The organism is Caulobacter sp. FV1ye13L, from assembly GCF_058681155.1.
On the sequence record NZ_CM178732.1, the window covers coordinates 3,759,523 to 3,785,411 of the forward strand.

Consider the following 25,889-nt stretch of genomic DNA (forward strand, 5'->3'; position numbering starts at 1 on the left):
GGTCAGGCATCAGTTGCCGGAGGCGATGGCGACGCCGCAAGACGCGGGCCCCACAGGCGCGGCGCGCTCCAGGCCGCCACAAAGGGCGTCAACACGCCGATGGCCGCCACCCAGAGCGGGTGCGGGATCATGGTGATGCTCATCACGACGCCCAGCAGGTTGAAAGCGGGCCCTACCCAAGCCGCCCAGGCCTTGCGAGCAATCAGGAAGCCCGCCGCCGCACTGCCGAACGCTCCGACCGCCCATCCGACCAGAAGCCCGGCCAGAGCCAGAGGCGGCATGGATTGGGCGAAGGCCCTCAACTGGGCCGGATCATTGAGATCCAGGCCCGGAGGCGGTGGGAAGCCTGCCTTCAAGATCATCTCGCAAAGCGTCACGAGAATGATGTTGGCGGCGATGGCGCCCAGGACAGCAAGGATGGCGCGCAACATGGATTGAGCCCCCGGATATGGTCCCCGAAGAGTGGTTCAGGGCGACCGATCTGTCCAGTCAGCGGCCCTGAAACGCAAAAAAGGCCCCGGATTGCTCCGGGGCCTTTTCCGTTCAGCCGGGGCTGAGAATTAGTCTTCGGCTTGGGCCGAGTAGTCCGGGCCCGAGTCCTTGCCCTTGGCCGAGACGTCGCGGTCGACGAACTCGATCACGGCCAGCGGGGCGTTGTCGCCGTAGCGGAAGCCGGCCTTCAGGACGCGGATGTAGCCGCCCTGACGGGTCTGGTAGCGCGGGCCGATGGCGGCGAACAGCTTGCCGACCTGTTCGACGTCGCGAACGATGCTGATGGCCTGACGACGGGCGTGCAGGTCGCCGCGCTTGGCCAGGGTGACCAGCTTTTCGACGAAGGGACGCAGTTCCTTGGCCTTGGGCAGGGTGGTGACGATCTGCTCGTGCTTGATCAGCGAGGCCGACATGTTGGCGAACATGGCGGTGCGGTGAGCGGACGTGCGGCCGAGTTTACGGTGAGCTTTACCGTGACGCATTGTAGTGTCTCCTGGGCCTTGGCCCGCAGTGGCGCGATCTAGCGCTGATTGTCACCCATCCCAGCCTGTTCCCGGCCGGGTCAGAACGAAGCGCCGGGGCCCTCCACCGCAGTTGCGGCTTCAAAAGGCCCAGGCCGCCCGCCATCCCCGAAGGGTGGCGAGCGGCCCGGATCGAGCGCGATATAGTTCGTCTTAGATCTGGTCTTCGAACTTCTTGGCCAGGTCTTCGATGTTTTCGGGCGGCCAGTTCGGCACGTCCATACCCAGGTGAAGCGCCATGCCAGCCAGCACTTCCTTGATTTCGTTCAAGGACTTGCGGCCGAAGTTCGGGGTGCGCAGCATCTCGGCTTCGGTCTTCTGGATCAGATCGCCGATGTAGACGATATTGTCGTTCTTCAGGCAGTTGGCCGAACGAACCGACAGTTCCAGCTCATCGACCTTCTTCAGGAGCGCCGGGTTGAACGGCAGCTCAGGCTTGGCCTCGTCGGCCGACTTGGCCTTGGGCTCTTCGAAGGTGATGAAGATCTGCAGTTGGTCTTGCAGGATCCGGGCGGCGTAGGCCACGGCGTCCACCGGAGTGACGGCGCCGTTGGTTTCGACTTCCAGGATCAGCTTGTCATAGTCCAGCGACTGGCCTTGACGGGTAGGCTCGACGCGATAGGCGACGCGCTTGACCGGCGAGTACAGGGCGTCGACGGCGATCAGGCCGATCGGCGCGTCTTCCGGACGGTTCTTGTCGGCCGGGACGTAACCCTTGCCGGTGTTGACCGTGAACTCCATGCGCACGGTGGCGCCGTCGTCCAGCGTGCAGAGCACGTGGTCGGGGTTCAGGATCTCGATATCCGAAGGGGTTTCGATCTGACCAGCGGTCACCGGGCCGGGGCCGGTGGCGCGGAGCGTCATGCGCTTCGGGCCCTCGGCGTGCATGCGCACGGCCAGTTGCTTGATGTTCAGAACGATGTCGACGACGTCTTCGCGGACGCCTTCGAGCGAGGAGAATTCATGTACGACGCCATCGATCTGGATGGCGGTAACGGCTGCGCCCTGAAGCGACGAGAGCAGAACGCGACGGAGCGCGTTGCCGAGCGTCACGCCGAAACCACGCTCGAGCGGCTCAGCCACGATCCGCGCCTTGCGGGTCGCGTCGGCGCCAGTCTCGATTTGCGGCTTCTCAGGACGGATCAGCTCGTTCCAGTTTCTTTCGATCACGTGGTCGATCCCTTGAACGCGGCTCGCCGGCCGCGTTTTGCGCAGCCGGCGAAGGAGAATTGTGTCTAAAAAGTACTAGACGCGACGACGCTTGGGCGGACGGCAGCCGTTGTGCGGGATCGGCGTGACGTCGCGGATCGTCGTGATGGTCATGCCCGCGGCCTGAAGGGCGCGCAGAGCCGACTCACGACCCGAACCCGGACCCGACACGTTGACCTCGAGGGTCTTCACGCCGTGCTCGGCAGCCTTCTTGCCCGCGTCTTCCGCAGCCATCTGAGCGGCGTACGGGGTCGACTTGCGCGAACCCTTGAAGCCCATCGCGCCGGCGCTGGACCAGGAAATGGTGTTTCCCTGGGCGTCGGTGATGGTGATCATGGTGTTGTTGAACGAGGCGTTCACGTGCGCCACGCCCGAGGTGATGTTCTTGCGTTCGCGCTTTTTAACGCGACCCGGTTCCTTGGCCATCGTCAGGCTACCTTATTTCTTCTTGCCGGCGATCGGCTTGGCCGGACCCTTGCGGGTGCGAGCGTTCGTGTGCGTGCGCTGACCGCGGACCGGGAGGCCCTTACGGTGACGCAGGCCGCGATAGCAGGCCAGGTCCATCAGACGCTTGATGTTCATCGAATTTTCGCGGCGCAGGTCGCCTTCGACGGTGAAGTCCTTGTCGATCGTTTCACGGATCTGCAGGACTTCTGCGTCGGTCAGCTGATTGACCCGGCGGGTGTCATCGATGCCCACCTTCGTGACGATGTCACGAGCGGACTTCTGGCCGATGCCATGAATGTACTGAAGCGCGATCAAAACGCGCTTGTTCGTCGGTATGTTGACGCCTGCAATACGGGCCACGTCTAATGTTCTCCTAGTCACGCACTAAAGACGCGAACGGCGCGCCCGGCCCGGCCTTACGACCCAGTCCGGCGCGCACAGATCGCGCCCTTTCGCGGAAGCGCCCCGTTATAGGGATCGTTGCGCCGCCGTCAATGGTTGAATCCGCCGAAAATCAACGAATTGAAAATGTCTTACACCGCGCCCGAGAGCGCCGCGTCGATCGAGGCCGCGACTGCTTCCACAGGCGCCATGCCATCCAGTTCCGTCAGCTTACCCTGCTCTACATAGTAGGGCAGCAAAGGCGCCGTCTGGGCGTTGTAGGCGGCCAGACGGGTCACGAAAACTTCCGGATTATCGTCAGGCCTGCCCTGCTCGGCGAATCTCTTCGAGATGCGTTCGATCAGGGAGGGCTCGTCTACCTTGAGTCGGAGGACGAGGTCGATCTTCTGCCCGCGAGCGGCCAGCATTTTATCCAGCGCCTGGGCCTGGGCCACGGTGCGGGGGAATCCGTCGAAGATGGCGCCGCCAGCGGCCTCAGCCTCGGCCAGACGGTCCTCGATCAAGGCAATGACGATCTCGTCGGTCACCAGGTCGCCACGGTCCAGCACGCCCTTGACGCGGGCGCCCAGCTCGGAGCCGGACGCGATCGCCGCGCGCAGCATGTCGCCGGTGGAAAGCTGGACCATGCCGCGCTCGGTGACGAGCCGCTTGGCCTGGGTCCCCTTCCCCGCCGCCGGCGGTCCGAACAGGATCAAGTTCATGAATGCCCCTTCGCGCGTCGCCGAGTCTACGCCCGGTCATCTTCCCCAGCAGACCTAGAGTGCGGGGAAAAAAAACGGAAGCCGGTTTTGTGACAAACCGGCTTCCAGAACGCTTTATCCTCTAGCGGCCTTTGCCGCCGCGGAGTTTCGACTTCTTGATCAGGCCCTCATACTGGTGCGCCAGCAGTTGGGACTGGATCTGCGCCACGGTGTCCATGGTCACCGTCACCACGATCAGCACCGAGGTGCCGCCCAAGGCGAACTGGGTGGCGCCCAGGCCGGCCATCATGATTTCCGGCATGATACAGACGGCGGTGATGTAGGCCGCGCCGATCACCGTCAAACGGGTCAGGACATAGTCGAGATACTCGGCCGTGCGCTTGCCAGGGCGGATGCCCGGCAGGAAGCCGCCGTACTTGCGCAGGTTCTCGGCCGTCTCATCGGGGTTAAACACCACCGAGGTGTAGAAGAACGAGAAGAAGACGATCAGACCCGCATAGAGCAGCATGAAGGCCGGCTGGCCGTGCTGCAGCGCGCCCACAGTCCCCGGCAGCCAGGCTGCCCAAGGCGGAAGGTTCGCCGTCGACAGGAAACCCATGGCGGTCGTCGGCAACAGCAGCAGGCTGGAGGCGAAGATCGGCGGGATGACGCCGGCGGTGTTGATCTTCAGCGGCATGAACGAGGTGTCGCCACCGATCATGCGGTTGCCCTGCTGGCGCTTGGGATAGTGAACCAGCAGCCGACGCTGCGAGCGCTCGATGAAGACGATCGCCCAGACCGCCGCGACGGCGAGGAACACGATCACGAACAGCGGCAGATAATTGCCCGAGGTCTGCGACTGCACCAGCAGTTGGCCAATGCCGCGCGGCAGGCCCGCCACGATGCCGGCGAAGATGATCAGGGAGACGCCGTTACCGACGCCACGGCTGGTGATCTGCTCGCCCAGCCACATCAGGAACAGTGTGCCGCCCGTCAGGGCCACGACCGTGGAGGCGATGAAGAACGGACCGCTGATCCCGTCAAACACCAGGCCGGGCTGGCTATGCAGGCCAACCGCGATGCTGAACGACTGCACGATCGCCAGAACCACGGCCAGATAGCGGGTGTACTGGTTGAGGGTCTTGCGGCCGGCTTCGCCGCCTTCCTTCTTCAGCTTTTCCCACGGCGGATACACCGAGCCCATCAGCTGCACGATGATCGAGGCGCTGATGTAGGGCATCACGTTCAGCGAGAAGATCGCCATCCGTTCGACCGCGCCCCCCGAGAACATGTTGAACATGCCCAGGATGCCCTTCGACTGGCCCGCAAAGGCGTTGGCGAAGGCCTCCGGATTGATGCCGGGGATCGGCACATAGGTGCCAAGGCGGAAGACGACCAAGGCGATGATCGTGAACCAGATGCGCTTGTGAAGTTCGGTCGCCTTTTGGAACGACGCGAAATTCATGTTGGCTGCGAGTTGTTCGGCGGCCGAGGCCATTCAATTCCCCACGACTCTAATACTGAGCCACAAATAGGTGAGGCCCGCCGTGATGTCACGGCGAGCCCCCTAATTCTGTCATCCCGGTCGAAACAAAGTCCCGCGGGCGCGGCCAGCGCGCCCTCGGGATGACAATATGGACTTAGGCCTTGGCGTCTTCGGCTTGAACCTTGACCTTCTTGGTCACGGTCACCGAACCACCGGCGGCTTCAACGGCCTTGATGGCCGCTTCGGTCGCCGAATAGACGGTCAGCTTCAGGGCCGACTTGATCTCGCCCTTGCCCAGCAGCTTCACGCCGTCCAGTTCGCGACGGATCACGCCGGCGGCGACCAGGTCGGCCACCGAGACGTCGGCGCCGGCCTTCAGCTTGCCCGCTTCGACGGCCTGTTCCAGGCGCCACAGGTTCACTTCAGCGAAGTCCAGGCGGAAGGGGTTGTTGAAGCCGCGCTTAGGCATACGCATGTGCAGCGGCATTTGACCGCCTTCGAAGCCGGCGATGGCGACGCCCGAGCGCGCCTTCTGGCCCTTGACGCCGCGACCGGCGGTCTTGCCCTTGCCCGAACCGGGACCACGGCCAACGCGCATGCGGCCCTTGGTCGAACCGGGGGTCGGGGCGAGTTCATTAAGCTTGGTCATGTGTGCCTCTCCTTGGAGATCTGCGCCTGGCCAGGGGCCAGACTCGGCTTGAAAAATTGAAGATCGTCCGTCGCCCTGCCCTCGTTTCCCGATGGGATCGGAAGGCGGAACTTCAAACGAAAACCACCCCGGCTTTCACCGGGGTGGCGATTTCGGCGTCGTGTAGCAGACCTACTCGACGATTTCCAGCAGATGCTGGACCTTGCGGATCATGCCGCGAACCGAAGGGGTGTCTTCCAGCTCGGACTCGCGTCCCAGCTTGTTGAGACCCAGGCCAGCCAGCGTTGCGCGCTGGGTGGCGTTGCGGCGGATCGGGCTGCCAGTTTGGCGAACCTTGACGGTTTTAGCTTCAGCCATGTCTTAGCCCTCGATGGCGTCCGGAGCCGAAGCTCCGTCGGCGCGGCGGCCGAGAATGTCGCCAACCTTCTTGCCGCGCTTGGCGGCGATCTGGCGGGGCGACGATTGAACCTTCAGGGCCTCGAACGTGGCGCGAACCATGTTGTACGGGTTCGAAGAACCCGTCGACTTGGCCACGACGTCCTGGACGCCCAGGGTTTCGAGAACCGCGCGCATCGGACCACCGGCGATGACGCCCGTGCCGGGAGGGGCAGCGCGCATCATGACCTTGCCGGCGCCCCAACGGCCGTAGCCGTCGTGGTGCAGGGTGCGCGATTCCCGCAGGGGAACCCGAACCATGGTCTTCTTGGCTTCTTCGGTCGCCTTGCGGATGGCTTCCGGCACTTCACGCGCCTTGCCATGACCGAAGCCGACGCGGCCCTTTTGGTCGCCAACGACCATCAGAGCAGCGAAGCTGAAGCGACGGCCGCCCTTAACGGTGGCGGCGACGCGGTTGATGTGGACGAGCTTTTCGACGATGTCGCTGTCGACCCGCTCTTCGGGGGCGTTGCGGTCGCGACGGCCGCGATTGGGGCCGCCGTCTCCACGCTGTTGATCACCACGAGCCATGCTGTGATTTCCCTTAGAAATTCAGGCCGGCTTCGCGCGCGGCGTCGGCCAGGGCTTTCACCCGACCGTGGAAGATGTAGCCGCCGCGATCGAAGACGACGTCCTTGACGCCCTTTTCGATGGCGCGCTCGGCGACGAGCTTGCCGACCAGTGCAGCCGCGTCCTTGTCCGCGCCCTTGGTCTTGCCTTCACCTTCGAGGGTGGAGGCGGCAGCCAGGGTCACGCCGCGTTCATCATCGATGATCTGGGCGTAGATGTTCTTGGACGAACGGAAGACCGTAAGACGCGGACGACCGTTGGACAGGGCCTTGAGGCGGGTGCGGGTGCGTTGGGCACGACGCACGGCGGATTCGCGAGGTGTGAGCGCCATGGCTTACTTCTTCTTGCCTTCCTTGCGGCGAACCTTTTCGCCGGCATAACGAACGCCCTTGCCCTTGTAGGGCTCGGGAGGACGAATGCGGCGAATCTTCGCGGCAATCTCGCCAACCGCCTGCTTGTCAGCACCGGCGATCTTGATTTCGGTTTGCTTCGGAACCGCGAAGGTGACGCCAGCCGGGGGCTCGACGTTCACATCGTGGCTGAAACCGAGCTGGATGGAGAGCGCATCGCCCTTCATCGCGGCGCGGTAACCGACGCCCACCAGTTCGAGGGTTTCCTCGAAGCCGGCGGTGACGCCTTGCACCATGTTGGCCACCAGCGTGCGGGACAGACCCCACATCGACTTGGCGCGCTTGCTCTCGTCGCGAGCCACCAGCAGGAGGTCGGAACCTTCCTGGGTGACGACGATCTCGTCTGCGATGGTCCAGGCGAGTTGCCCCTTGGGGCCCTTCACCGTGACCGTCTGCCCGTCGATCGTGACATTCACGCCCGAGGGGATCGCGACGGCTTTTTTACCGATACGTGACATGCTCTTTCCCTCCCGCGCCTAGTAGACGCGGCAGAGGACTTCGCCACCGACATTAGCGTCGCGTGCGGCGGAGTCCGACATGACGCCCTTCGGCGTCGAAAGGATCGAGATGCCCAGGCCGTTCTTGATCGGCTTCAGGTCCTTGATCGACGAATAGACGCGGCGGCCCGGCTTGGACACGCGTGCGATTTCGGCGATCACGGGCTCACCGTCAAAATACTTGAGCTCGATCTCGAATTCGGGGAACGCACCGGGCTTCTCGACGAGCGAGTAGCCGCGGATGTAGCCTTCGTCGGCCAGCACGTCCAGGACACGAGCGCGCAGCTTGGAAGCCGGCGTCGCAACCTTGGCGCGCTTGCGCGTGGCGGCGTTCTTGATGCGAGCGATCAGGTCGCTCAGGGGATCGTTCATCGACATATGATCGTCCTCACCAGCTCGACTTGACGAGGCCGGGGATCTGGCCCGACGAGCCGAGCTCGCGGAGCGCGATACGGCTCATCTTCAGCTTGCGATAATAGGCGCGCGGACGGCCCGTGACTTCGCAACGGTTACGAATGCGAACAGCGGAGGAGTTACGCGGCAGCTTCGCGAGCTTCAGACGAGCTTCGAAGCGATCCTCGAGCGGCAGGCTGTCGTCATTGGCGATTGCCTTGAGCGCGGCGCGCTTGTCGGCGAATTGCTTGACGAGAGACTTGACCATCTCGTTACGATTGACGGCGCTTTTCTTGGCCATGGTGTGTTTCCCTGCCCGCTCTTAATTCGTGAACGGGAACTGGAATTCCTTCAGGAGCGCCTTGGCTTCCTGATCGGACTTCGCAGTGGTGCAGACGATGATGTCCATGCCCCAGATCTGTTCGATCTGGTCATAGTTGATTTCCGGGAACACCAGGTGCTCTTTCAGACCCATGGCATAGTTGCCACGGCCGTCGAAGCTCTTGCCGTTCAGGCCGCGGAAGTCCTTCACGCGCGGCAGCGCGATCGTGACCAGGCGGTCGAGGAACTCGTACATCCGGTCCTTGCGGAGCGTCACCTTGGCGCCGACGATCATGCCTTCGCGCAGCTTGAAGCCGGCGATCGACTTGCGGGCCTTGGTGGCGACGGGCTTTTGACCAGCGATCAGGGTGAGATCCTTGATGGCCGTTTGGGCCTTCTTGGAGTCCGCGACAGCTTCGCCGATACCCATGTTCAGGACGATCTTGTCCAGCTTGGGGATCTGCATTTCGTTCGTGTAGCCGAACTGTTCCTTCATCGCGGCGCGGATGCGCGCGCGATATTCGGACTTCAGCCGCGGCTCGTAAGCTTGATCAACCATTGATCACCTCGCCCGTGGTCTTGGCCACGCGCACCTTCTTGTCGCCTTCGATCTTGAAGCCGACGCGGGTGGGCTTGCCGTTGGAATCCACGATGGCGACGTTCGAGACGTGCAGCGCGGCTTCCTTGCTCTTGATGCCGCCTTGCGGATCGGCCTGGGTCGCCTTGGTGTGACGTTGAACGAGGTTCACGCCTTCCACGATGACGCGGTTTTCCTTCGGGCGAACTTCAGACACCGAGCCTTGCTTGCCCTTGTCCTTGCCCGCCAGGACGACAACGCGGTCGCCCTTCTTGATCTTGGCAGCCATTACAGCACCTCGGGGGCGAGGGAGATGATCTTCATGTGGTTCTTGGCGCGCAGTTCACGAGGAACCGGGCCGAAGATCCGCGTGCCGACCGGCTCGCTCGCTTTGTTGACGATGACCGCAGCATTCTTGTCGAAGCGGATCAGCGAACCGTCCTTGCGCTTCATGCCTTGGTTGACACGAACGACGACGGCGCGAAGCACGTCACCCTTCTTCACGCGGCCGCGAGGAATGGCTTCCTTCACGGACACGACGATCACGTCACCGACGCTGGCGTAGCGACGACCTGCGCCACCCAGCACCTTGATGCACATGACCCGGCGAGCGCCGGAGTTGTCGGCGACTTCCAGGTTAGTTTGCATCTGGATCATGGTTTAAACCTTCCAGACTTAAGCCGAGACCTTGGGAAGGACTTCCCAGGTCTTCAGCTTGGACTTCGGAGCGCACTCGACGATCTTGATGGATTCGCCGGTCTTGTACGCGTTGGACTCGTCATGAGCGTGGTACCGCTTGGAGCGGCGCACGATCTTCTTGAGCAGCGGGTGAACGATGGTCCGTTCAACCTTAACCACTACGGTCTTGTCGCCCTTATCGGAGACGACAACCCCTTCGAGGATACGCTTGGGCATATCGTTCTCCTTAAGCCGCGGCCTTGGCGCGCAGCACGGTCTTGATGCGGGCAATATCCTTACGGATCTCACCAACGCGGTGGGTCTTTTCCACCTGACCGGTCGCGGCCTGGAAGCGCAGGTTGAACTGCTCCTTCTTGAGGCTGAGCAGCTGCTCGGCGAGTTGGTCGGGCGTCATACCCCGGATGTCAGCAATCTTGGTCATGCCGCTTCGGCCTCCAGAGCCGCACCTGCGTCGATGCGGGTGACGACACGGGTACGGATCGGCAGCTTGGCCGCGCCGAGGCGCAGAGCTTCGCGAGCGACATCGTCCGGCACGCCGTCGATTTCGAACATGATCCGGCCCGGCGCGACGCGCGCGGCCCAGTGATCCACGGCGCCCTTGCCCTTACCCATCCGGACTTCGGCCGGCTTGCCGGTGACCGGCACGTCGGGGAAGATGCGGATCCACACGCGACCTTGGCGCTTCATCTGGCGAGTGATCGCCCGACGAGCCGCTTCGATCTGGCGAGCGGTGATGCGTTCCGGCTCAACGGCCTTGAGGCCGTAGGAGCCGAAGTTCAGCAGGGTGCCGCCCTTGGAGACGCCATGAATGCGCCCCTTGAACTGCTTGCGGTACTTGGTTTTTTTCGGTGACAGCATAGCGCTCTATCCTTAGCCCCGATCGCGACGGCCGCGGTCGCCCCGGTCGGGACGATCGCCGCGCTCGCGCCCACCACCTTCGCCGGCAGGGCCGGACTCGGTGGCGAGACGCTTGTCGAGCGCCATCGGGTCATGCTCCAGCACTTCGCCTTTGAAGATCCAGGTCTTCACGCCGATGATGCCGTAGGTGGTCTTGGCTTCCGCGAAACCGTAGTCGATGTCAGCGCGCAGGGTGTGGAGCGGCACGCGACCTTCGCGATACCATTCCATCCGCGCGATTTCAGCGCCGCCGAGGCGGCCCGACACGTTGATGCGAATGCCCTTGGCGCCAAGACGGACGGCCGATTGGATCGACCGCTTCATGGCGCGACGGAAGGCAATCCGGCGCTCGAGCTGCTGGGCGATGGACTCGGCCACCAGCTGGGCGTCGGTTTCAGGCTTACGGATTTCGACGATGTTCAGGTGAACCTCGCCTTCCGTCATGATCGACAGGTCCTTGCGGAGCTTGTCGATGTCAGCGCCCTTCTTGCCGATGATGACGCCCGGACGGGCGGCATAGATCGTGACACGGCACTTCTTGTGCGGGCGCTCGATGATGATGCGCGAGACGCCAGCCAGATAGAGCCGCTTCTTGAGCATCTTACGGACAGCGATGTCCTGATGCAGAAGCTTGCCGTACTGGGCGCCGTCGGCGAACCAACGGCTGTCCCAGGTGCGGTTGATGCCGAGCCGAAGCCCGACCGGATTGACTTTCTGACCCATTAGGCGGCCTCACCCAGTTCGCGGACCACGATGGTGATCTCGGAGAACGGCTTTTCAACGCGCGTCGCACGGCCGCGGGCGCGGGGCGAGAAGCGCTTCATCACCAGGTTCTTGCCCACATAGGCCTCGGACACGACCAGCGAGTCGATGTCGAGGTTGTGGTTGTTCTCGGCATTGGAAATGGCCGAGTACAGCGCCTTGCGGACGTCCTGGGCGATGCGCTTGTGGCTGAATTCGAGCTCGTTGAGAGCGCGCTGGACGTTCAGACCACGAATGGACTGAGCAACCAGGTTCAGCTTACGAGCGCTGGTGCGCAAGGTGCGAACCTTACACATCGCTTCGTTGGCCGGCAGGCGGCGAGGTTGTTTAGCTTGGCTCATGGCCTACTTCCTCTTCGCCTTCTTGTCGGCGGCGTGGCCGGGGAAGTTACGGGTGGGAGCGAACTCGCCGAACTTCATACCAACCATGTCTTCCGACACGATAACGGGGACGTGCTTGAGACCGTTGTGGACGCCGAAGGTCAGGCCGACAAACTGCGGCATGATCGTCGAACGACGCGACCAGGTCTTGATGACATCCTTGCGGCCCGACGACAGGGATGCGTCGGCCTTCTTCAGGAGGTACCCGTCAACAAACGGGCCTTTCCAGACGGAGCGGGTCATGGCTTAGCGGCCCTTTTTCGCTTTGTGGCGCGAACGGATGATGAACTTATCCGTGGCCTTGTTAACGCGGGTCTTGGCGCCCTTGGTCGGCTTGCCAGCCGGGGTCACCGGGTGACGACCGCCCGAGGTCCGGCCTTCACCACCACCGTGGGGGTGGTCGACCGGGTTCATGGCGACGCCGCGAACGTGAGGGCGACGACCCATGTGACGAACACGACCGGCCTTGCCGAGGTTTTCGTTCATGTGGTCGGGATTGGAGACTGCGCCAACCGTGGCCAGGCAGGTGTCGAGGACCATGCGCAGCTCGCCCGAGTTCAGGCGGATCTGGGCGTAGCCGGCGTCACGACCGACCAGCTGGGCGTAAGCGCCAGCCGAACGAGCGATCTGACCACCCTTGGCGGGCTTCAGCTCGACATTGTGGATGATCGTGCCGATTGGCATGGTCCGCAGCGGCGAGGTGTTGCCCGGCTTCACGTCGACCTTGTCGGCGGTGACGACTTCGTCACCAACCTTGAGGCGCTGCGGGGCCAGGATGTAGGCCAGCTCGCCATCGGTCTGATACTTGATCAGGGCGATGAACGCGGTGCGGTTGGGGTCGTATTCAATACGAACAACCGAAGCCACGCCTTGCTTGCGACGCTTGAAGTCGACCAGGCGATAGAGGCGCTTGGCGCCGCCGCCGCGGAAACGGACAGCGATACGGCCATTGCCGCCGCGACCGCCCGACTTGGTCAGGCCTTCAACGAGCTTCTTCTCGGGACGACCCTTGTAGAGCTCGCTGCGGTCGATCAGGACCAGGCCGCGTTGGCCTGGGCTGGTCGGGTTAAAGTGCTTCAAGGCCATCTGATTAGAGCCCCGTCGTGATGTCGATCGACTGGCCTTCGGCCAGGGTCACGATGGCTTTTTTGACATCGGAACGACGTCCGATGATGCCGCGGAAGCGCTTGGTCTTGCCCTTGGTGACCATGGTGTTGACCTTGGTGACCTTGACCTTGAACAGTTCTTCGACTGCGGCGGCGATTTCGTCCTTGGACGCATCGGCGGACACCCGGAAGACAACCTTGTTCTGCTCGGAAAGCAGGGTGGCCTTTTCGGTGATCACCGGCGACAGGATCGTGTCGTAGTGGCGGGCGGTTGCGGCCATTACGCGGCTTCCTTCTCAGCGAAACGCGCCGAGATCGCATCCACCGCGTCCTTGGTCAGGACCAGGGTGTGGCGACGCAGCACGTCATAGACGTTCAGGCCGGCGTTCGGCAGCACGTCGATGTTCGGAATGTTGCGGGCGGCGAGCTTGAAGTTGCCGTCCACTTCCGGACCCGCGATGACCAGAGCGTTCTTCAGACCCATCTTGTCGAAGGTGGCGCGCAGGGCGGCCGTCTTCGGATCGGTCAGAGCAACGTTGTCCAGCACGATGAGCGAGCCGGCCTTGGCCTTCGACGAGAGAGCGTGACGCAGAGCCATCGCACGGATCTTCTTGGGAAGATCGAACGCGTGGCTGCGGACGACAGGGCCGTGAGCCTTGGCGCCGCCGACGAACTGAGCCGCACGGCGCGAACCGTGACGAGCGCCGCCGGTGCCCTTTTGCTTGTACATCTTCTTGCCCGTGCGAGAGACCTCGTTACGGACCTGAATCTTGTGGTTGCCGGAGCGGCGCTTGGCCAGCTGCCAGGTGACGACGCGCTGCAGGATGTCGCCGCGGATGTCGGCGATGCCAAAGATGGCGTCGTCGAGATCAACGGAGCCGGCCTTGCCGCCGTCCAGTTTGATGACGTCGAGTTTCATTAGCCTTCGCCCTCTTCGGTCGATGCCGCGGGGGCTTCCTCAGCGGGGGTTTCAGCAGCGGCGGTCGCCGGTGCCTGGCCAGCCTTGCGGAAGGCGCCCGGACGCGGCAGGTCGGCCGGAGGGGCCTTCTTGATTGCGTCGCGAACCTTCACGTAGCTGCCTTCGTGGCCGGGGACAGCGCCCTTGACCAGGATCAGGCCGCGCTCGACATCGACTTTCCAGACGGTGACGTTCAGCGTGGTGACGGTTTCCTGACCCAGGTGACCGGCCATCTTCTTGCCCTTGAACGTCCGACCCGGATCCTGGCGTTGACCAGTCGAGCCGTGCGAACGGTGCGAGACCGAGACGCCGTGGGTTGCGCGCAGACCACCGAAGTTCCAGCGCTTCATGGCGCCGGCAAAACCCTTACCGACGGTGACACCCTGGATGTCGACCTTCTGGCCGGCAACGTAGTGGTCGGCGGTGATTTCCGCGCCCACTTCGATCAGAGCGGCTTCTTCGACGCGGAACTCGGCGACAACCCGCTTGGGTTCAACCGAGGCCTTGGCGAAGTGGCCACGCATGCCGTTGGGGGTGTTCTTCGGCTTCTTGGCGCCAGCGCCGAGTTGAAGGGCGGTATAACCGTCCTTTTCCTGGGTGCGTTGGGCGGTGACCTGGCAGCCATCCAGCGACAGGACGGTGACCGGGATGTGCTGTCCGGTTTCATCGAAGAAGCGGGTCATGCCGAGCTTCTTGGCGATCACGCCAGTACGATTTGCGGGGAGAGTCATAAGATTCGGCCCTCCTTACAGCTTGATTTCGACGTCAACGCCGGCCGACAGGTCGAGCTTCATCAGCGCGTCCACGGTCTGCGGAGTCGGGTCAACGATGTCGAGAACGCGCTTGTGCGTACGGATCTCGAACTGTTCGCGCGACTTCTTGTCGACGTGCGGCGAACGGTTGACGGTGAATTTTTCGATAAGCGTGGGCAGGGGGATCGGGCCCCGTACCGTCGCACCAGTGCGCTTGGCCGTATTGACGATCTCGCGCGTGGAATGATCCAGCACGCGGTGATCGAAGGCCTTGAGCCGGATGCGGATGTTCTGACGATCCATATCGCTCGGTTTCCTAGTGGGCTGCGCCCGCGTCTCGAACCATTTCAAAGACCAACTCGAACCCTTGGGAGAGTTCGAACGCAGCGTCCGCAAAACAAATGGCCCTCACGGTTGCCCGTGGGGGTTATGTCCAGATATTGCGCCCCTTCCCGAAAGAAGGTTGGCGGCGCTATGTCCGGGCGTCTCGCGAACCGCGTTTGAGCCCTAGAGCTCACAGCCGGTCCAACAGAGGCGCGCTTGTACGTTCCGAATCCGGTTTCGTCAAGCGCTTCGCTTGCCTTGTCGCGCCAGAAACTGAGGCGACTCGGCGAGCTGCTTCTGGATAGGCGCCTAGCCCCTCCTCCGCAACCCCTCATCTGTCATGGGATTGTCGAATAACGCCGTCACATGGGCAGGAACGTGCGCACACATGCGGATAGTCGGCGATCTCGATCTTTCAAGTGTCACAATTGGGCATCAAGTGACCCTCAAGCACGACTATTGCCCCTTGTGGCGCCAGGCGACGCGCCATAGATGCCGCCCCTCCCCGGCGGACTGGTGGCCCCTCCCCCCAATGACCGCCAGCGCCGGGGCTTTTCCAGTAAGGGGATTACCCACTATGAAGACCCAACTTTTTGCCGCCGCCGCTGTCGCGGTCCTCGCCTTCTCGGCTCCCGCCTTCGCCCAGCAAGTCGGTTCGGTCGGCGCCGCAGTGAACTACACCGACCTCGACACCCGCACGTTCGGCGCTGACGGCACGTCGGTGCAGATCGACGGCTCGGTCGCCGTTCCGGTCGGCGCGGCCTGGACCGTCACCGCCAATGGCGACGTGGCGATCTCGGACAATGACATCAGCGACGAAACCGTCGCTTCGGGCGCCGTCCACCTGACCACCAAGATCGGCGACACCTGGCGCGTCGGCGGCTTCACCGCCCTGTCGCGCCCCAGCAACGACACCCTGTGGGCCGTCGGCGCTGAAGCCCACAAGTATCTGGGCAATGTCACGCTGTCGGGCCTGGCGGCCTATGGCCAGTCCAACGACCTGGACGCCGACCTGTACGCCGTGCGCGGTGAAGCCCGCTACTTCGTGACCGACGACTTCCGCATCGACGGCGGCCTCGGCTATTCGAAGATCGACACCGCCATCGAAGCCGATGCGTGGGATGCCAGCCTGGGCGGCGAATACAAGTTCGCCAACACCGGCTGGTCGACCTTCGGCAAGTACACCCACACCGAAAGCGAAGACCTGGCCGACCTGAAGTCGGACGCGGTCAAGATCGGCGTGCGTTACACCTTCGGCGGCAGCCTGAAGGCCCGTGACGCGGCCGGCGCCGACCTGATCGACGCTGGCGCGCTGTTCGGCTTCGGCGTCCGCTAAGCGCGGGGAGCCTGAAAAGCGGAAGGCCCCGGGACATCCGTCCCGGGGCCTTCATTCTCTATATATATGGGTGATCGTCGAAGGCGGCTCAGTGGCCGATATAGACGTCACCCGAGCCGGCCACCGACTTGCTGACATTGCCGGTCGCCTTGGCGATGCGCACGTCGCCAGAGCCGGCCACCGAGATCTCGACATCGCCGACCTCGCCGTCATGGGTCACGTCGCCCGAGCCCATGATGCTGACCTCGATCGACCTGGCGCGACCGCCGGCGATCGCCACATCGCCCGAGCCGGCAATGTTGACCTCGACCTTGCCGCCGACACTCGCCGCCCCGGCGTCGCCCGAACCGGCGATCGAGACCGTGAAGTCGCCCGCAACCTCCTGGGTCCTCACGCTGCCGGAGCCGGCGATGCTGATCTCGGCCGAACCCGCCGTACCGACATTGGTGTCGCCTGAGCCCGCCTGGCTGACTTCCAGCTGACCTTTTATGTTGGCGACGGTCCAGTCACCGCAGCCGGCATTGGCCAGTTCCAGGCTGTCGCTGCGGCCGATGCTGCCGAACACCGCGCCGGCCCCGGACACATCGACCCGCATCGGCGTACGAATGACGATCTGCGGGATATCCTCCCACTTCACTTCACCGACGCCGCGCACCTTGATCGTGGTCTGGCCCATCTTGGTGTTGCAGCCATGGATCTTGTTCATGCGCAAATCGCCGTCGACGATCGTGTCCGGGCCATCCCGCCGGATGCTCAGGGGCAGGCTCTTGTTGGTGGTGAGGAACTCCACCTTGATGTCGCTACGAGCTTCGGGGATCACCACGACGCGGGCGACCGCATCCTTGATCCGGACCGAAGGCGCAGCGGAGGCGACGCCAGCGAAACCCAGGGCGGCCGCGCCGGCGGCCAGAACGAGAAGTGCGCGCATCGAGATATTTCCCCTGTCGGATGGCGTTGATGAGGGAAAGCTAGCGGCGCCCGCCGGGCGAGACGACTTAATTCGCGGTCATGACCGCGATGTCACAAATCGGCCTCAAGGTCGCGCTTCAGACGGAGCGTCCGTTCCCAGCTCGAAACTGCGCTCGAAGCCCTTGATCCGGTCCTCGACCAGACGCGCGCGTTTCAGGCCCAGAGACGCCGCCCACAGGCCCGCCCGCGCCACAGCCGGGGTTTTGTCCATCGCCGCCACGGGCATGCCCCAGCGCCTGAGCACGCCATTGGCATAGTGCGCGCCGTTGATCAGGCGGGACTCCCAGGTCTGATAGTCCACCGACAACGAGACATTGAACGTCCCGAGGTTCTCGATCCGGTGCGGCGCATGCAGCGGCCAGGCGGCGGCCAGGCCGGGCTCCAGGTCGAAGACCTGAGCGGCGGCGTCCATCTCCCGGCGGTAGGGCAGGTCCTCGGTCTGCTGCTTGAGCAGGATGTTCTCCATGCCCTTCTGGGGCATGTGAGTCTCGTCGGGCGGATAGATCCAGATCCGCTTGCGGCCGCGCAGGTGGAACAGCACAACCCCGGGCGCATCGGCGTGAAACGGCACCTTGGCGCCCGGCGCCGACAGGATCAGCTGGCCATTCAGCTGGATCGGCTTGAAGCCCTGCGCCTGACCCGCAATCCCGGCGAACGCCGCCTCGATCAGCGGGCCCAGTTGCGGATACCAGGACTCGGCCCGGCGCAGCTGCACCCAGATGCGGCCTTCCTTGACGCCCTCCAGCACCTCCTGGCCGGAGCGCCGCCCCCGCGCGCCGGTGCGCATGGTGTGCTGGCCGTCGGCGTCGAAGTCGAACAGGTTGATGTCGTAGAGCTCGGCCGGATAGGCGTCGAGCACGCGGGCCAGGGTCTCGTCCTCAAACAGACGCGACTCCAGAAGCCTGTGCTGAAAGGTGATGGGCGTCTTGCCGAAGGCGTTCTTTTGCTCGGGCGACCAGGCGGCGATCAGATCGGACATCGAAAACTCCCTAGTCGGCCAAGAGCGTGAGACTGAGACCAATGCCGACCCCAAGGCCGACGCCCGCCCCGACGCGCGGATGGCGACGGGTCATGGCCGTGACAAAGGACGAAGCGCCCCGCACCTGCCCCACCAGCCCGGGCTCGCAGGCCATGATGCCGTCAAAGCGACGCGACAGGCGTGTCAGGCCCGGAAGGCCGGTCCGTCCGATGGCTCGGGGACGGGTATGGATCATGCCTTCGAACACCGGCTCGGCCGGCTCGGCGAAGTCGCGCTTGTAGGCCTCGCCGCCAGGCCCGAAATCCACCCGGGCAATCCCCTGCTCCGCTGCTGCGCGCAGGGTCTCCAGGGTCATCAGGCTGCCCGGCGAGTAGCGCGCATAGGCCGTATCGTAGATCGGAAACCACAGGTGATGGCGATCGCCGCTGGTCAGGCCCAGCTCGGCCGCGACGATCGCGTCGCCGGCCCGCAGAACCGCCAGCTTCAGGCCAAAGTCGGCTTCCCCAGCCTGAGCCAGTCGGTGCAGCAGGGCGCCGGTCCAGCCGCAGGCGAAGATGTCGTACTGGTGGGTCCGACGAAGTTGCTGGCGCTTGCCGACGATGATCCGGTCCAGCATCGCGGCGGTGGGCGCATCGAAACTGAAACGCACGGGCCCATGGTCACGCTCAAGCGCCCGCAGCCGGCGGCGCTTGTCCTTGAGGAATCCCGCGCTGCGTCCGGCCTCATAGGCCGGAAAACCGGCAGAGACGTCGGCGGCCATGGCGTGGCGCACCGAAAGCCCGCGCCCCTCGTTCGTTCCCGGAGCGATCAATCCGCCAAAGCGGGCACGCTCGGCGCCGAGCTTTCTGAGGATATCGGCCAGGTCCAGGCGGGTGTCGGCGGATGCGACCAGGCCATGACTGTCGCTCATCGGCGCGGCCAGGGGCTGGATCAGGGCGCCGCGCCGCTGGAACGGCAGGAAGCCCTCGATCTCGTCGCCTCGCCGGATCACGGCGATGGCCGCGCCGGGCGCGATCTGGCCGGCGACGTCGAGGTAGCGAAGGTCGAAATAGGGGCTGCCCAGCACGGGGTTGGCCCGACGCAGGGCGTTCCACCGGGCGCGTTCGGGCGCGCCCAGCTCTGACACCCTGACCGCCTCCACGGAAACCCCGTCGTGCAAAGCCCGCTCTCCCAAAGTTGCGGGAGGTTACAGCGACCTTTCCTAATAACCGCTTTAGTTGAGCGACTCGCCCCCGCAGGCCGCGCTGAGACGCACGGGAACCGACTTGTAGGCCGGCGTGCCGCTGCGGGTGTCGCGATCGTCCAGATCGACCAGGATATTGGTCTCGGGATAATAGGCGGCCAGGCATCCGCGCGGGATGTCGCGCGCCACCAGGGTGAAACCGCGCACCAACCGCTGGCCGCCGGCGTCGAAGGCGGCGGCCAGGTCGATGCGATCACCGGACGACAAGCCGCGCGCGGCGATATCGTCGGGATTGGCGAACACCACGTCGCGCCGGCCGAACACCCCGCGATAGCGGTCGTCCAGGCCATAGATGGTGGTGTTGTACTGGTCGTGGCTACGCAGGGTGGTCAGGATCATCACGTCGGGATCGCCCTGACGCGGATCGCCGGCCTTGGGCGCGTGCGCCATGAAATTGGCCTTGCCCGAGGCCGTCTTCCAGACCCGATCCGACGGCGGCACCGGCAGGCGGAAACCGCCAGGAATGCGGATGCGCTCATTATAGTTATCGAACGCGCCCGGAAACACGCGAGCGATCAGGTCGCGGATGCGGTCATAGTCGGCGACCAGCCCCGACCAGTCGACGGCGTCACCCTCGCCCAGCACCGCCCGGGCGATGCCGGCCACGATGGCGGGTTCCGATTTCAGCTGCTCAGAAGCCGGCGGGTTCAGCCCCTTGGAGGCGTGGACCATCGACATCGAGTCCTCGACCGTCACCGCCTGGCGGCCGCTGGCCTGGATGTCGATCTCGGTGCGGCCCAGGCACGGCAGCAGCAGGCTCTCCTTGCCGACCAGCAGGTGGGTGCGGTTGGGCTTGGTGGCGATGTGGACGGCGAAGTCCAGCCGGCGCATGGCGGCGAAAGTGCGGATCGGATCGGGCGCCGCCACCGCGAAATTGCCGCCCAGGCCCAGGAACACTGTCGCCTCGCCCCGCTCCATCGCCTCGATGGCCTCGACCACCGTGTGGCCATGCTCGCGCGGCGGCTCGAAGTCGAACACGTCGCGCAGGGAATCGAGCAGGGCGGCCCCCGGCTTCTCGGCCACCCCGACAGTGCGCGCGCCCTGCACATTGGAGTGGCCCCGCAGCGGACAGATCCCCGCCCCCGGCCGGCCGATATTGCCCTTCAGCAGCAGCAGATTGACCAGCTGCTGCACCGTGCCCGACGAGTCCCGATGCTGGGTCAGGCCCATGCCGTAGCAGAGGATGGTCGCCTTTGACCGCGCATAGACGCCGGCGGCCTCCTCGATCTGGGCGCGCGACAGGCCAGAGCCCGTCTCGATCTCTTCCCAGGTCAGGGCGTCCAGCGCCTCGACCAGCGCCTCGAAGCCGGCGGTGTGCTCCGAGATAAAGTCGCGATCCACGGCCTGTAGGGCCAGCACCGCCTTCATCATGCCCTGCACCGCCAGGGCGTCGCCGCCGATGATCAGCTGGTAATAGGCCGAGGCGATGGGCGTCGACGACAGGGTCGCCATCTCCATCGCGTCCTGCGGCGAGGCGAACTTTTCCAGTGATCGTTCACGCAGCGGATTGAAGGCCAGGATCGCCGCGCCACGCTTTGAGGCTTCGCGCAGGGTTCCCATCATCCGGGGATGGTTGGTGCCGGGATTGTGGCCAAAGCACAGGATCAGGTCGGCGTGGTCGAAATCCTCCAGCGTCACCGAACCCTTGCCCATGCCGATGGAGTCCGGCAGGCCGACGCTGGTCGGCTCGTGGCACATGTTGGAGCAGTCGGGGAAATTGTTGGTCCCGAACCGGCGGCCCAGCAGCTGGTACAGGAACGCCGCCTCGTTGGAGGCCCGGCCCGAGGCGTAGAACTCGGCCTGATCCGGATGGTCTAGCGCCCGCAGCGCCGCCCCGGTCCGCGCGAAGGCCTCGTCCCAGCCGATCGCCAGATAGCGGTCGCTGGCGGCGTCATAGGCCATGGGCTCGGTCAGCCGGCCCAGGTCCTCGATGGCGTGATCGCTCCAGGTCAGCAGTTCGCTCACCGTGTGGCGTTCGAACACCTCGGGCGAGGCGCGCTTGCTGGTCGCCTCCCAGGCCACGGCCTTGGCGCCGTTTTCGCAAAACTCGAACGAGCTGGTGTGCTTGGGATCAGGCCAGGCGCAGCCGGGGCAGTCGAAGCCCTCGGGCTGGTTGGCCGACAGCAGGGTGCGCCCGCCCTCGATCACCGTGGCCTGATCGCCCAGGGCGCCGGCGACGGCCTTCAGCGCGCCCCAGCCGCCGGCGGGGCCGTCATAGGCGCGGACGCCCGGGATCTTCGGATCAGCCATCAGACGCTCTCCAGCTCGACTTCGACCAGGCGGTCGGCGCGGGTGAACACCGTGTGGCCGTCAGACCGGGCCAGGGCCACCAGGGTCAGGCCCGCCTCCTCCGCCTTGCGGATGGCCAGATCGGTGGGCGCCGACACCGCCACCAGGATCGGGCAGCCGATGCGGACGGTCTTCTCGATCATTTCGAACGAGCAGCGGCTGGTCACCAGAACAAAGCCGGCGTCGGCGTCGAGACCGCTCACGGCCATCGCCCCGGCCAGCTTGTCCAGGGCGTTGTGACGGCCCACGTCCTCGCGCGACAGCAGGATGCGCCCCTCCACATCGGCGAAGGCGGCGGCGTGGGTCGCCCGCGTCAGCCGGCCCAGGGTCTGGGTATCGGCCAGGGCGTCCAGCGCCCGCTGGATCGCCGAATGCGCCACGGCCCTGCCCTCGCCGACTCGCGGCAGGGGCCGCACGGCGTCGGCCAGACGCTGCACGCCGCACAGCCCGCAGCTGGACCGCCCCTCAAGCGTGCGGGGCCGGGCCTTGCGGGGAGCAGCTGCCGGGGCAAGCCGCACGTCGGCCATCAGGCCCAGTTCCGCCTGCGTGACCTCGATCGCCAGGATGTCGCCCGCGCCGGCTATGGCTTCGGTCAGGGTGAAGCCCCGCGCCAGATCCTCGATATCGGCCGGCGTCGCCATCAGCACCGTGTGGGGCCGGCCGTTGAACGACAGCCCCACCGCGACCTCGTCGGGCACGGCGCGCTCAATCGGCTGGATCTGGGCGCCGGCGCGCCACTGGGCGGCGGCGCGATGGGTGACGGAAGGCATCGGCATGGTCATGAACCTATCGCGCCGCGCGGCTCGCCGTCACGACAAATGCTGATCCTGGAATCTGCCGCTAAAGCGAGACCGCACGGGTTCGCAGCCTCGCCGGTCTGACCGGCAAGTTGGGGAGGCGGCGGAGCGTCCGGGCCAGGCCCGGAGGAGTATGTAGAGGAGTACCGTTTCGGCCGTGGCCGGAGCGCTCCGCGCGGCTGTTATCCGATGAGCCCTCGGGGCGCGGGGTTTTAACCCGCTCCCGAAAGAGGCCCCAGGCGGGCGGAGGGGAAGCGACCCCTCCGGACCGCGCGGGCGATTTCAGCCCGCGCCTGGAGCGCTCGCCGCCGTCGCCAAAGGTTTGTCCCGCGAGGCTAGAGCCCGGTCCGGAGCGCCCGCCGCCCCGATGAGGGGCTAGCCACGCTCCGCCGACCAGACCCGAGCGGGTCCTTCGACAACGGTTTGGCGAGCACGACCCGCACAACCGCCCCCGCCACCCGTCAGGTCGCCAGCTGGACGGCCTCCCCAGTGACGGGGCGAAGAGAAGTATGCGGGCGTTTTGGAGGGGGCTGCGTCGATTGTGGATCGTGACGGTGGTTGCGGCGGTTAGGGCCTTGGTTTTGTTGGGGTGGAGGGGCCTCTATCCCCGTGCTCGCACGGGGATAGACCCGCCGCACGGAACCCCTCTCTCATAGAGAGAGGGGTTCCGTGCGCACCGGACGGCTCGGCGAAGCCTCAGCCCCCAAAGCAAAAGGCCCCGGCGTTTCCGCCGGGGCCTTCGCTTAGATCAGCTTGTCGCTGAAGATCGGTCGACTACTCGACGATCTTGGCAACCACGCCGGCGCCGACCGTGCGGCCGCCTTCGCGAATGGCGAAGCGCAGGCCCTGGTCCATGGCGATCGGGGTGATCAGCTCGACGTCCAGCTCGGCGTTGTCGCCCGGCATGATCATTTCCACGCCTTCGCGCAGCTTGATGATCCCGGTGACGTCCGTGGTGCGGAAGTAGAACTGCGGGCGATAGTTGGTGAAGAACGGGGTGTGACGGCCGCCTTCTTCCTTGTTGAGGATATAGGCCTCAGCCACGAACTTGGTGTGCGGGGTGATCGAACCCGGCTTGCACAGCACTTGGCCGCGCTCAACGTCTTCGCGCTTGGTGCCGCGCAGCAGAACGCCGACGTTGTCGCCAGCTTGACCTTGGTCCAGCAGCTTGCGGAACATTTCGACGCCCGTGCAGGTCGTCTTCTGAACCGGACGGATGCCGACGATTTCGACTTCTTCGCCGACCTTGACGATACCCTTTTCGATACGGCCCGTGACCACGGTGCCGCGGCCCGAGATCGAGAACACGTCTTCGACCGGCATCAGGAACGGCAGGTCCAGCGGACGCGCCGGCTGCGGGATGTAGTCGTCAACCGTCTGCATCAGCGCCAGGATCGACTCTTCGCCGATCTTGGGGTTGCCACCGTCGATGGCGACCTTGGCCGAACCCTTGGTGATCGGAATGTCGTCGCCCGGGAAGTCATACGACGAAAGCAGCTCGCGCACTTCCATCTCGACCAGCTCGAGCAGCTCTTCGTCGTCGACCAGGTCGACCTTGTTCATGTAGACGACCAGGGCCGGAACGCCGACCTGACGGGCCAGCAGGATGTGCTCGCGGGTCTGGGGCATCGGGCCGTCGGCGGCCGAAACCACCAGGATCGCGCCGTCCATCTGCGCGGCGCCGGTGATCATGTTCTTCACATAGTCGGCGTGGCCGGGGCAGTCGACGTGGGCGTAGTGACGGTTGGCCGTCTCATATTCCACGTGGGCGGTGTTAATCGTGATGCCGCGGGCCTTTTCTTCCGGCGCAGCGTCGATGTCGGCGTAGTTCATCGCCTTGCCGCCGCCGGTCTTGGCCAGCGTGATGGTGATCGCAGCCGTCAGCGTCGTCTTGCCATGGTCAACGTGACCGATGGTGCCGATGTTGCAGTGCGGCTTGTTACGTTCGAACTTTTCCTTGGCCATGGTCTCTACCTTGCGCGCCGGCGGCTATGAGTGTGGGTCGTTATATAGGGAGCTGGAGCGGGTAGCGGGAATCGAACCCGCATCCTCAGCTTGGAAGGCTGCTGCACTACCACTGTGCTATACCCGCCCATACACCCCATCGGGCTAGCGGGGTCGCGGTCGGCTCCCGGTCTCTGGCTTTGGCGTCCATCTCGATCGCCATGAGGACGTTCAACGCGCGTGGTGGGGGAAGCAGGACTCGAACCTGCGAAGGCGTACGCCAGGGGATTTACAGTCCCCCCCCTTTGCCACTCGGGACATTCCCCCAGCGCGCGTTGAGCAACCTCAGTGCGACCCTTCCCTTTCCAGAACCAGCGGCGAACCGCTCGTCACGAAAAAGGAACAAAAGCTTCCTTGAGCTGGGTCGGACGGTGCTAAAGCAGCGCCGTCCTGGCTCGCGGAAACCCTCAGGGCCCCAAATCGGAGCGCGTCTTATAGTGTCCTCTCATTCCGAACGCAACGACCGCCGGAAGCCTTCTGCGCCAGGACGTGATTTTAGTCACAAGCCTCGGAATAAGCAGAGCTTTTCTAAGGGTGGCGAGGACGCAAAGGACTGGATCTGGGGGACTCACGCCGTAGAGGCGGCCCTGAAGAACCCCGCCAGACCCGCTCCGAAGCGCCTTCTGGTCACCCCGGATCGGGCCAAACGACTCGCGCCGGATGTGGCCAGACTGCCCTGCGTCCAGGTCATGGAAGGCAAGGATATCGGCCGCGAGCTGCCGCAAGGCGCCGTGCACCAGGGCATCGCCCTGAAGATCGACGAGCCCGAACCGCTGTCGATCGCTGAGCTGGGCTCGCCCGCCCAGGGGGTGATCGTCATGCTGGACCAAATCACCGACCCCCAGAACATCGGCGCCATCTTCCGCTCGGCCGCCGCCTTTGGCGTGCGGGGGGCGATTCTGCAGGACCGTCATGCGCCGGCGCTGACGGGCGTGCTGGCCAAGACGGCGGTCGGGGCCGTCGACAAGGTGCCCTATGTCCGCGTCGTCAATCTGTCACGGGCGCTCGAGGAACTGGCCGACATGGGCTGGCGCGCCATCGGCCTGGCCGGCGAGGCCGAAGAAACGCTCGATAACGTACTCGATGGAACTCCGACCGTACTTGTTCTGGGTTCGGAGGGCGAAGGCGTACGCCGTTTGGTCGCAGAGCATTGTGATGCCATGGGAAAAATTGCCATGCCAGGGGGGTTTGAGAGCCTCAATGTGTCGGCTGCGGCGGCAATCGCGCTCTATGAGGCGTCCCGAGTTTCGCGCGGTGGATGAATTCGGTTCGTGAATCTTGCTTAACCGTTTTGATTTCGTCGCA

35 protein-coding genes, 2 tRNA genes and 2 pseudogenes are annotated in these 25,889 nt (G+C 64.7%); 2 read left to right on the forward strand and 37 right to left on the reverse strand.

The genetic code is table 11. The features are described 5' to 3' along the window. Positions 1-2: 2 nt before the first annotated feature. The 29 genes and pseudogenes from ACW176_RS18185 to ACW176_RS18325 form a co-directional block, all read right to left on the reverse strand. A complete protein-coding gene (locus tag ACW176_RS18185; RefSeq protein ID WP_492110136.1) occupies positions 3-431 on the reverse strand; it encodes a hypothetical protein in 429 nt (142 codons plus the stop codon). A gap of 129 nt (positions 432-560) precedes the next feature. Then, entirely contained in the window at positions 561-974 is a 414-nt protein-coding gene (rplQ, locus tag ACW176_RS18190) for a 50S ribosomal protein L17 (protein WP_419251717.1), read from the reverse strand. 192 nt (positions 975-1,166) lie between these two features. Next, entirely contained in the window at positions 1,167-2,183 is a 1,017-nt protein-coding gene (locus tag ACW176_RS18195) for a DNA-directed RNA polymerase subunit alpha (RefSeq protein ID WP_062145568.1), read from the reverse strand. A gap of 75 nt (positions 2,184-2,258) precedes the next feature. Continuing rightward, entirely contained in the window at positions 2,259-2,648 is a 390-nt protein-coding gene (rpsK, locus tag ACW176_RS18200; protein ID WP_035049391.1) for a 30S ribosomal protein S11, read from the reverse strand. 12 nt (positions 2,649-2,660) lie between these two features. Next, complete coding sequence (gene rpsM, locus ACW176_RS18205; RefSeq protein ID WP_062145564.1) at positions 2,661-3,029, reverse strand: 30S ribosomal protein S13; 369 nt, start codon at positions 3,027-3,029, stop codon at positions 2,661-2,663. Between the two features lie 173 nt (positions 3,030-3,202). Further along, on the reverse strand, positions 3,203-3,772 hold the full coding sequence (locus ACW176_RS18210) for an adenylate kinase (protein ID WP_492110137.1): 570 nt from the start codon (positions 3,770-3,772) through the stop codon (positions 3,203-3,205). A 121-nt stretch (positions 3,773-3,893) separates the two neighbouring features. After that, the gene (gene secY, locus ACW176_RS18215) at positions 3,894-5,249 is read right to left on the reverse strand and encodes a preprotein translocase subunit SecY (protein WP_492110138.1); all 1,356 of its coding nucleotides are present in this window, start codon (positions 5,247-5,249) and stop codon (positions 3,894-3,896) included. A gap of 142 nt (positions 5,250-5,391) precedes the next feature. Continuing rightward, on the reverse strand, positions 5,392-5,886 hold the full coding sequence (gene rplO / locus ACW176_RS18220; RefSeq protein ID WP_419321095.1) for a 50S ribosomal protein L15: 495 nt from the start codon (positions 5,884-5,886) through the stop codon (positions 5,392-5,394). 171 nt (positions 5,887-6,057) lie between these two features. Next, positions 6,058-6,243, reverse strand: coding sequence for a 50S ribosomal protein L30 (gene rpmD, locus ACW176_RS18225; RefSeq protein WP_419321093.1), 186 nt, complete (start codon positions 6,241-6,243; stop codon positions 6,058-6,060). Positions 6,244-6,246: 3 nt separating this feature from the next. Then, positions 6,247-6,852, reverse strand: a complete 606-nt coding sequence (gene rpsE, locus ACW176_RS18230; protein WP_419251723.1) for a 30S ribosomal protein S5 — start codon at positions 6,850-6,852, stop codon at positions 6,247-6,249. Positions 6,853-6,865: 13 nt separating this feature from the next. After that, positions 6,866-7,222: a 50S ribosomal protein L18 gene (gene rplR / locus ACW176_RS18235; protein WP_035049377.1), complete on the reverse strand. Its 357-nt coding sequence runs from the start codon at positions 7,220-7,222 to the stop codon at positions 6,866-6,868. Between the two features lie 3 nt (positions 7,223-7,225). Further along, positions 7,226-7,759: a 50S ribosomal protein L6 gene (gene rplF, locus ACW176_RS18240; RefSeq protein WP_419321091.1), complete on the reverse strand. Its 534-nt coding sequence runs from the start codon at positions 7,757-7,759 to the stop codon at positions 7,226-7,228. Between the two features lie 18 nt (positions 7,760-7,777). After that, the gene (gene rpsH, locus ACW176_RS18245; protein WP_062145548.1) at positions 7,778-8,176 is read right to left on the reverse strand and encodes a 30S ribosomal protein S8; all 399 of its coding nucleotides are present in this window, start codon (positions 8,174-8,176) and stop codon (positions 7,778-7,780) included. 10 nt (positions 8,177-8,186) lie between these two features. Further along, the gene (gene rpsN / locus ACW176_RS18250) at positions 8,187-8,492 is read right to left on the reverse strand and encodes a 30S ribosomal protein S14 (protein WP_419251725.1); all 306 of its coding nucleotides are present in this window, start codon (positions 8,490-8,492) and stop codon (positions 8,187-8,189) included. A gap of 21 nt (positions 8,493-8,513) precedes the next feature. Continuing rightward, positions 8,514-9,071, reverse strand: coding sequence for a 50S ribosomal protein L5 (rplE, locus tag ACW176_RS18255; protein ID WP_062145545.1), 558 nt, complete (start codon positions 9,069-9,071; stop codon positions 8,514-8,516). Then, positions 9,064-9,378, reverse strand: a complete 315-nt coding sequence (gene rplX / locus ACW176_RS18260; RefSeq protein WP_419321087.1) for a 50S ribosomal protein L24 — start codon at positions 9,376-9,378, stop codon at positions 9,064-9,066. Before rplX ends, rplE begins: the two co-directional genes overlap by 8 nt. After that, entirely contained in the window at positions 9,378-9,746 is a 369-nt protein-coding gene (gene rplN / locus ACW176_RS18265; RefSeq protein ID WP_035049365.1) for a 50S ribosomal protein L14, read from the reverse strand. Before rplN ends, rplX begins: the two co-directional genes overlap by 1 nt. A gap of 18 nt (positions 9,747-9,764) precedes the next feature. Then, on the reverse strand, positions 9,765-10,004 hold the full coding sequence (gene rpsQ, locus ACW176_RS18270; protein WP_062145542.1) for a 30S ribosomal protein S17: 240 nt from the start codon (positions 10,002-10,004) through the stop codon (positions 9,765-9,767). A 10-nt stretch (positions 10,005-10,014) separates the two neighbouring features. Then, positions 10,015-10,209 (reverse strand): 50S ribosomal protein L29, encoded by a 195-nt coding sequence (gene rpmC / locus ACW176_RS18275; protein ID WP_035049361.1) that lies wholly within the window; start codon positions 10,207-10,209, stop codon positions 10,015-10,017. Next, complete coding sequence (gene rplP, locus ACW176_RS18280) at positions 10,206-10,646, reverse strand: 50S ribosomal protein L16 (protein ID WP_419251728.1); 441 nt, start codon at positions 10,644-10,646, stop codon at positions 10,206-10,208. The genes rpmC and rplP overlap by 4 nt, the downstream gene beginning before the upstream one ends. 12 nt (positions 10,647-10,658) lie before the next feature. After that, positions 10,659-11,408 carry a 30S ribosomal protein S3 gene (gene rpsC, locus ACW176_RS18285; RefSeq protein ID WP_419251729.1) on the reverse strand — a complete coding sequence of 250 codons (750 nt, stop codon included), beginning with the start codon at positions 11,406-11,408 and terminating at the stop codon, positions 10,659-10,661. Beyond that, the gene (gene rplV / locus ACW176_RS18290; protein ID WP_035049356.1) at positions 11,408-11,788 is read right to left on the reverse strand and encodes a 50S ribosomal protein L22; all 381 of its coding nucleotides are present in this window, start codon (positions 11,786-11,788) and stop codon (positions 11,408-11,410) included. The genes rpsC and rplV overlap by 1 nt, the downstream gene beginning before the upstream one ends. A 3-nt stretch (positions 11,789-11,791) precedes the next feature. Beyond that, complete coding sequence (gene rpsS / locus ACW176_RS18295; protein WP_419251730.1) at positions 11,792-12,070, reverse strand: 30S ribosomal protein S19; 279 nt, start codon at positions 12,068-12,070, stop codon at positions 11,792-11,794. Positions 12,071-12,073: 3 nt separating this feature from the next. Continuing rightward, a complete protein-coding gene (gene rplB / locus ACW176_RS18300) occupies positions 12,074-12,913 on the reverse strand; it encodes a 50S ribosomal protein L2 (RefSeq protein WP_492057046.1) in 840 nt (279 codons plus the stop codon). Between the two features lie 4 nt (positions 12,914-12,917). After that, positions 12,918-13,214, reverse strand: a complete 297-nt coding sequence (locus ACW176_RS18305; protein WP_419251732.1) for a 50S ribosomal protein L23 — start codon at positions 13,212-13,214, stop codon at positions 12,918-12,920. Further along, positions 13,214-13,852 (reverse strand): 50S ribosomal protein L4, encoded by a 639-nt coding sequence (gene rplD / locus ACW176_RS18310; protein ID WP_419321086.1) that lies wholly within the window; start codon positions 13,850-13,852, stop codon positions 13,214-13,216. The genes ACW176_RS18305 and rplD overlap by 1 nt, the downstream gene beginning before the upstream one ends. Beyond that, complete coding sequence (rplC, locus tag ACW176_RS18315; RefSeq protein ID WP_419251734.1) at positions 13,852-14,622, reverse strand: 50S ribosomal protein L3; 771 nt, start codon at positions 14,620-14,622, stop codon at positions 13,852-13,854. The genes rplD and rplC overlap by 1 nt, the downstream gene beginning before the upstream one ends. 15 nt (positions 14,623-14,637) lie before the next feature. Further along, a complete protein-coding gene (gene rpsJ / locus ACW176_RS18320) occupies positions 14,638-14,946 on the reverse strand; it encodes a 30S ribosomal protein S10 (protein ID WP_004616952.1) in 309 nt (102 codons plus the stop codon). Between the two features lie 13 nt (positions 14,947-14,959). Further along, positions 14,960-15,161: pseudogene (locus ACW176_RS18325) on the reverse strand (hypothetical protein). Positions 15,162-15,544: 383 nt separating this feature from the next. Here ACW176_RS18325 and ACW176_RS18330 point away from each other — a divergent pair. After that, complete coding sequence (locus tag ACW176_RS18330; protein ID WP_492110139.1) at positions 15,545-16,303, forward strand: hypothetical protein; 759 nt, start codon at positions 15,545-15,547, stop codon at positions 16,301-16,303. An 88-nt stretch (positions 16,304-16,391) separates the two neighbouring features. Here ACW176_RS18330 and ACW176_RS18335 read toward each other — a convergent pair whose 3' ends face one another. The 8 genes from ACW176_RS18335 to ACW176_RS18370 all read right to left on the reverse strand — a co-directional run bounded on the left by ACW176_RS18335 (position 16,392) and on the right by ACW176_RS18370 (position 24,851). Further along, positions 16,392-17,231, reverse strand: a complete 840-nt coding sequence (locus tag ACW176_RS18335) for a GIN domain-containing protein (RefSeq protein ID WP_492110140.1) — start codon at positions 17,229-17,231, stop codon at positions 16,392-16,394. 105 nt (positions 17,232-17,336) lie between these two features. Then, on the reverse strand, positions 17,337-18,251 hold the full coding sequence (locus ACW176_RS18340; RefSeq protein WP_492110141.1) for a transcriptional regulator: 915 nt from the start codon (positions 18,249-18,251) through the stop codon (positions 17,337-17,339). A 10-nt stretch (positions 18,252-18,261) separates the two neighbouring features. Next, positions 18,262-19,410 carry a GNAT family N-acetyltransferase gene (locus ACW176_RS18345; protein WP_492110142.1) on the reverse strand — a complete coding sequence of 383 codons (1,149 nt, stop codon included), beginning with the start codon at positions 19,408-19,410 and terminating at the stop codon, positions 18,262-18,264. 54 nt (positions 19,411-19,464) lie between these two features. Next, positions 19,465-21,744, reverse strand: a complete 2,280-nt coding sequence (locus tag ACW176_RS18350; protein ID WP_492110143.1) for an FdhF/YdeP family oxidoreductase — start codon at positions 21,742-21,744, stop codon at positions 19,465-19,467. Beyond that, positions 21,744-22,565: a formate dehydrogenase accessory sulfurtransferase FdhD gene (fdhD, locus tag ACW176_RS18355; protein ID WP_492110144.1), complete on the reverse strand. Its 822-nt coding sequence runs from the start codon at positions 22,563-22,565 to the stop codon at positions 21,744-21,746. Before fdhD ends, ACW176_RS18350 begins: the two co-directional genes overlap by 1 nt. A gap of 789 nt (positions 22,566-23,354) precedes the next feature. Continuing rightward, on the reverse strand, positions 23,355-24,545 hold the full coding sequence (gene tuf, locus ACW176_RS18360) for an elongation factor Tu (RefSeq protein WP_419319979.1): 1,191 nt from the start codon (positions 24,543-24,545) through the stop codon (positions 23,355-23,357). A gap of 53 nt (positions 24,546-24,598) precedes the next feature. Beyond that, positions 24,599-24,672: transfer RNA gene (locus tag ACW176_RS18365), tRNA-Gly, on the reverse strand. 93 nt (positions 24,673-24,765) lie between these two features. Further along, positions 24,766-24,851: transfer RNA gene (locus ACW176_RS18370), tRNA-Tyr, on the reverse strand. A gap of 170 nt (positions 24,852-25,021) precedes the next feature. On the opposite strand from ACW176_RS18370, the pseudogene rlmB reads away from it, so the two are divergent. After that, positions 25,022-25,859 (forward strand): annotated as a pseudogene (gene rlmB / locus ACW176_RS18375) (23S rRNA (guanosine(2251)-2'-O)-methyltransferase RlmB). The last annotated feature ends 30 nt before the right edge of the window (positions 25,860-25,889 follow it).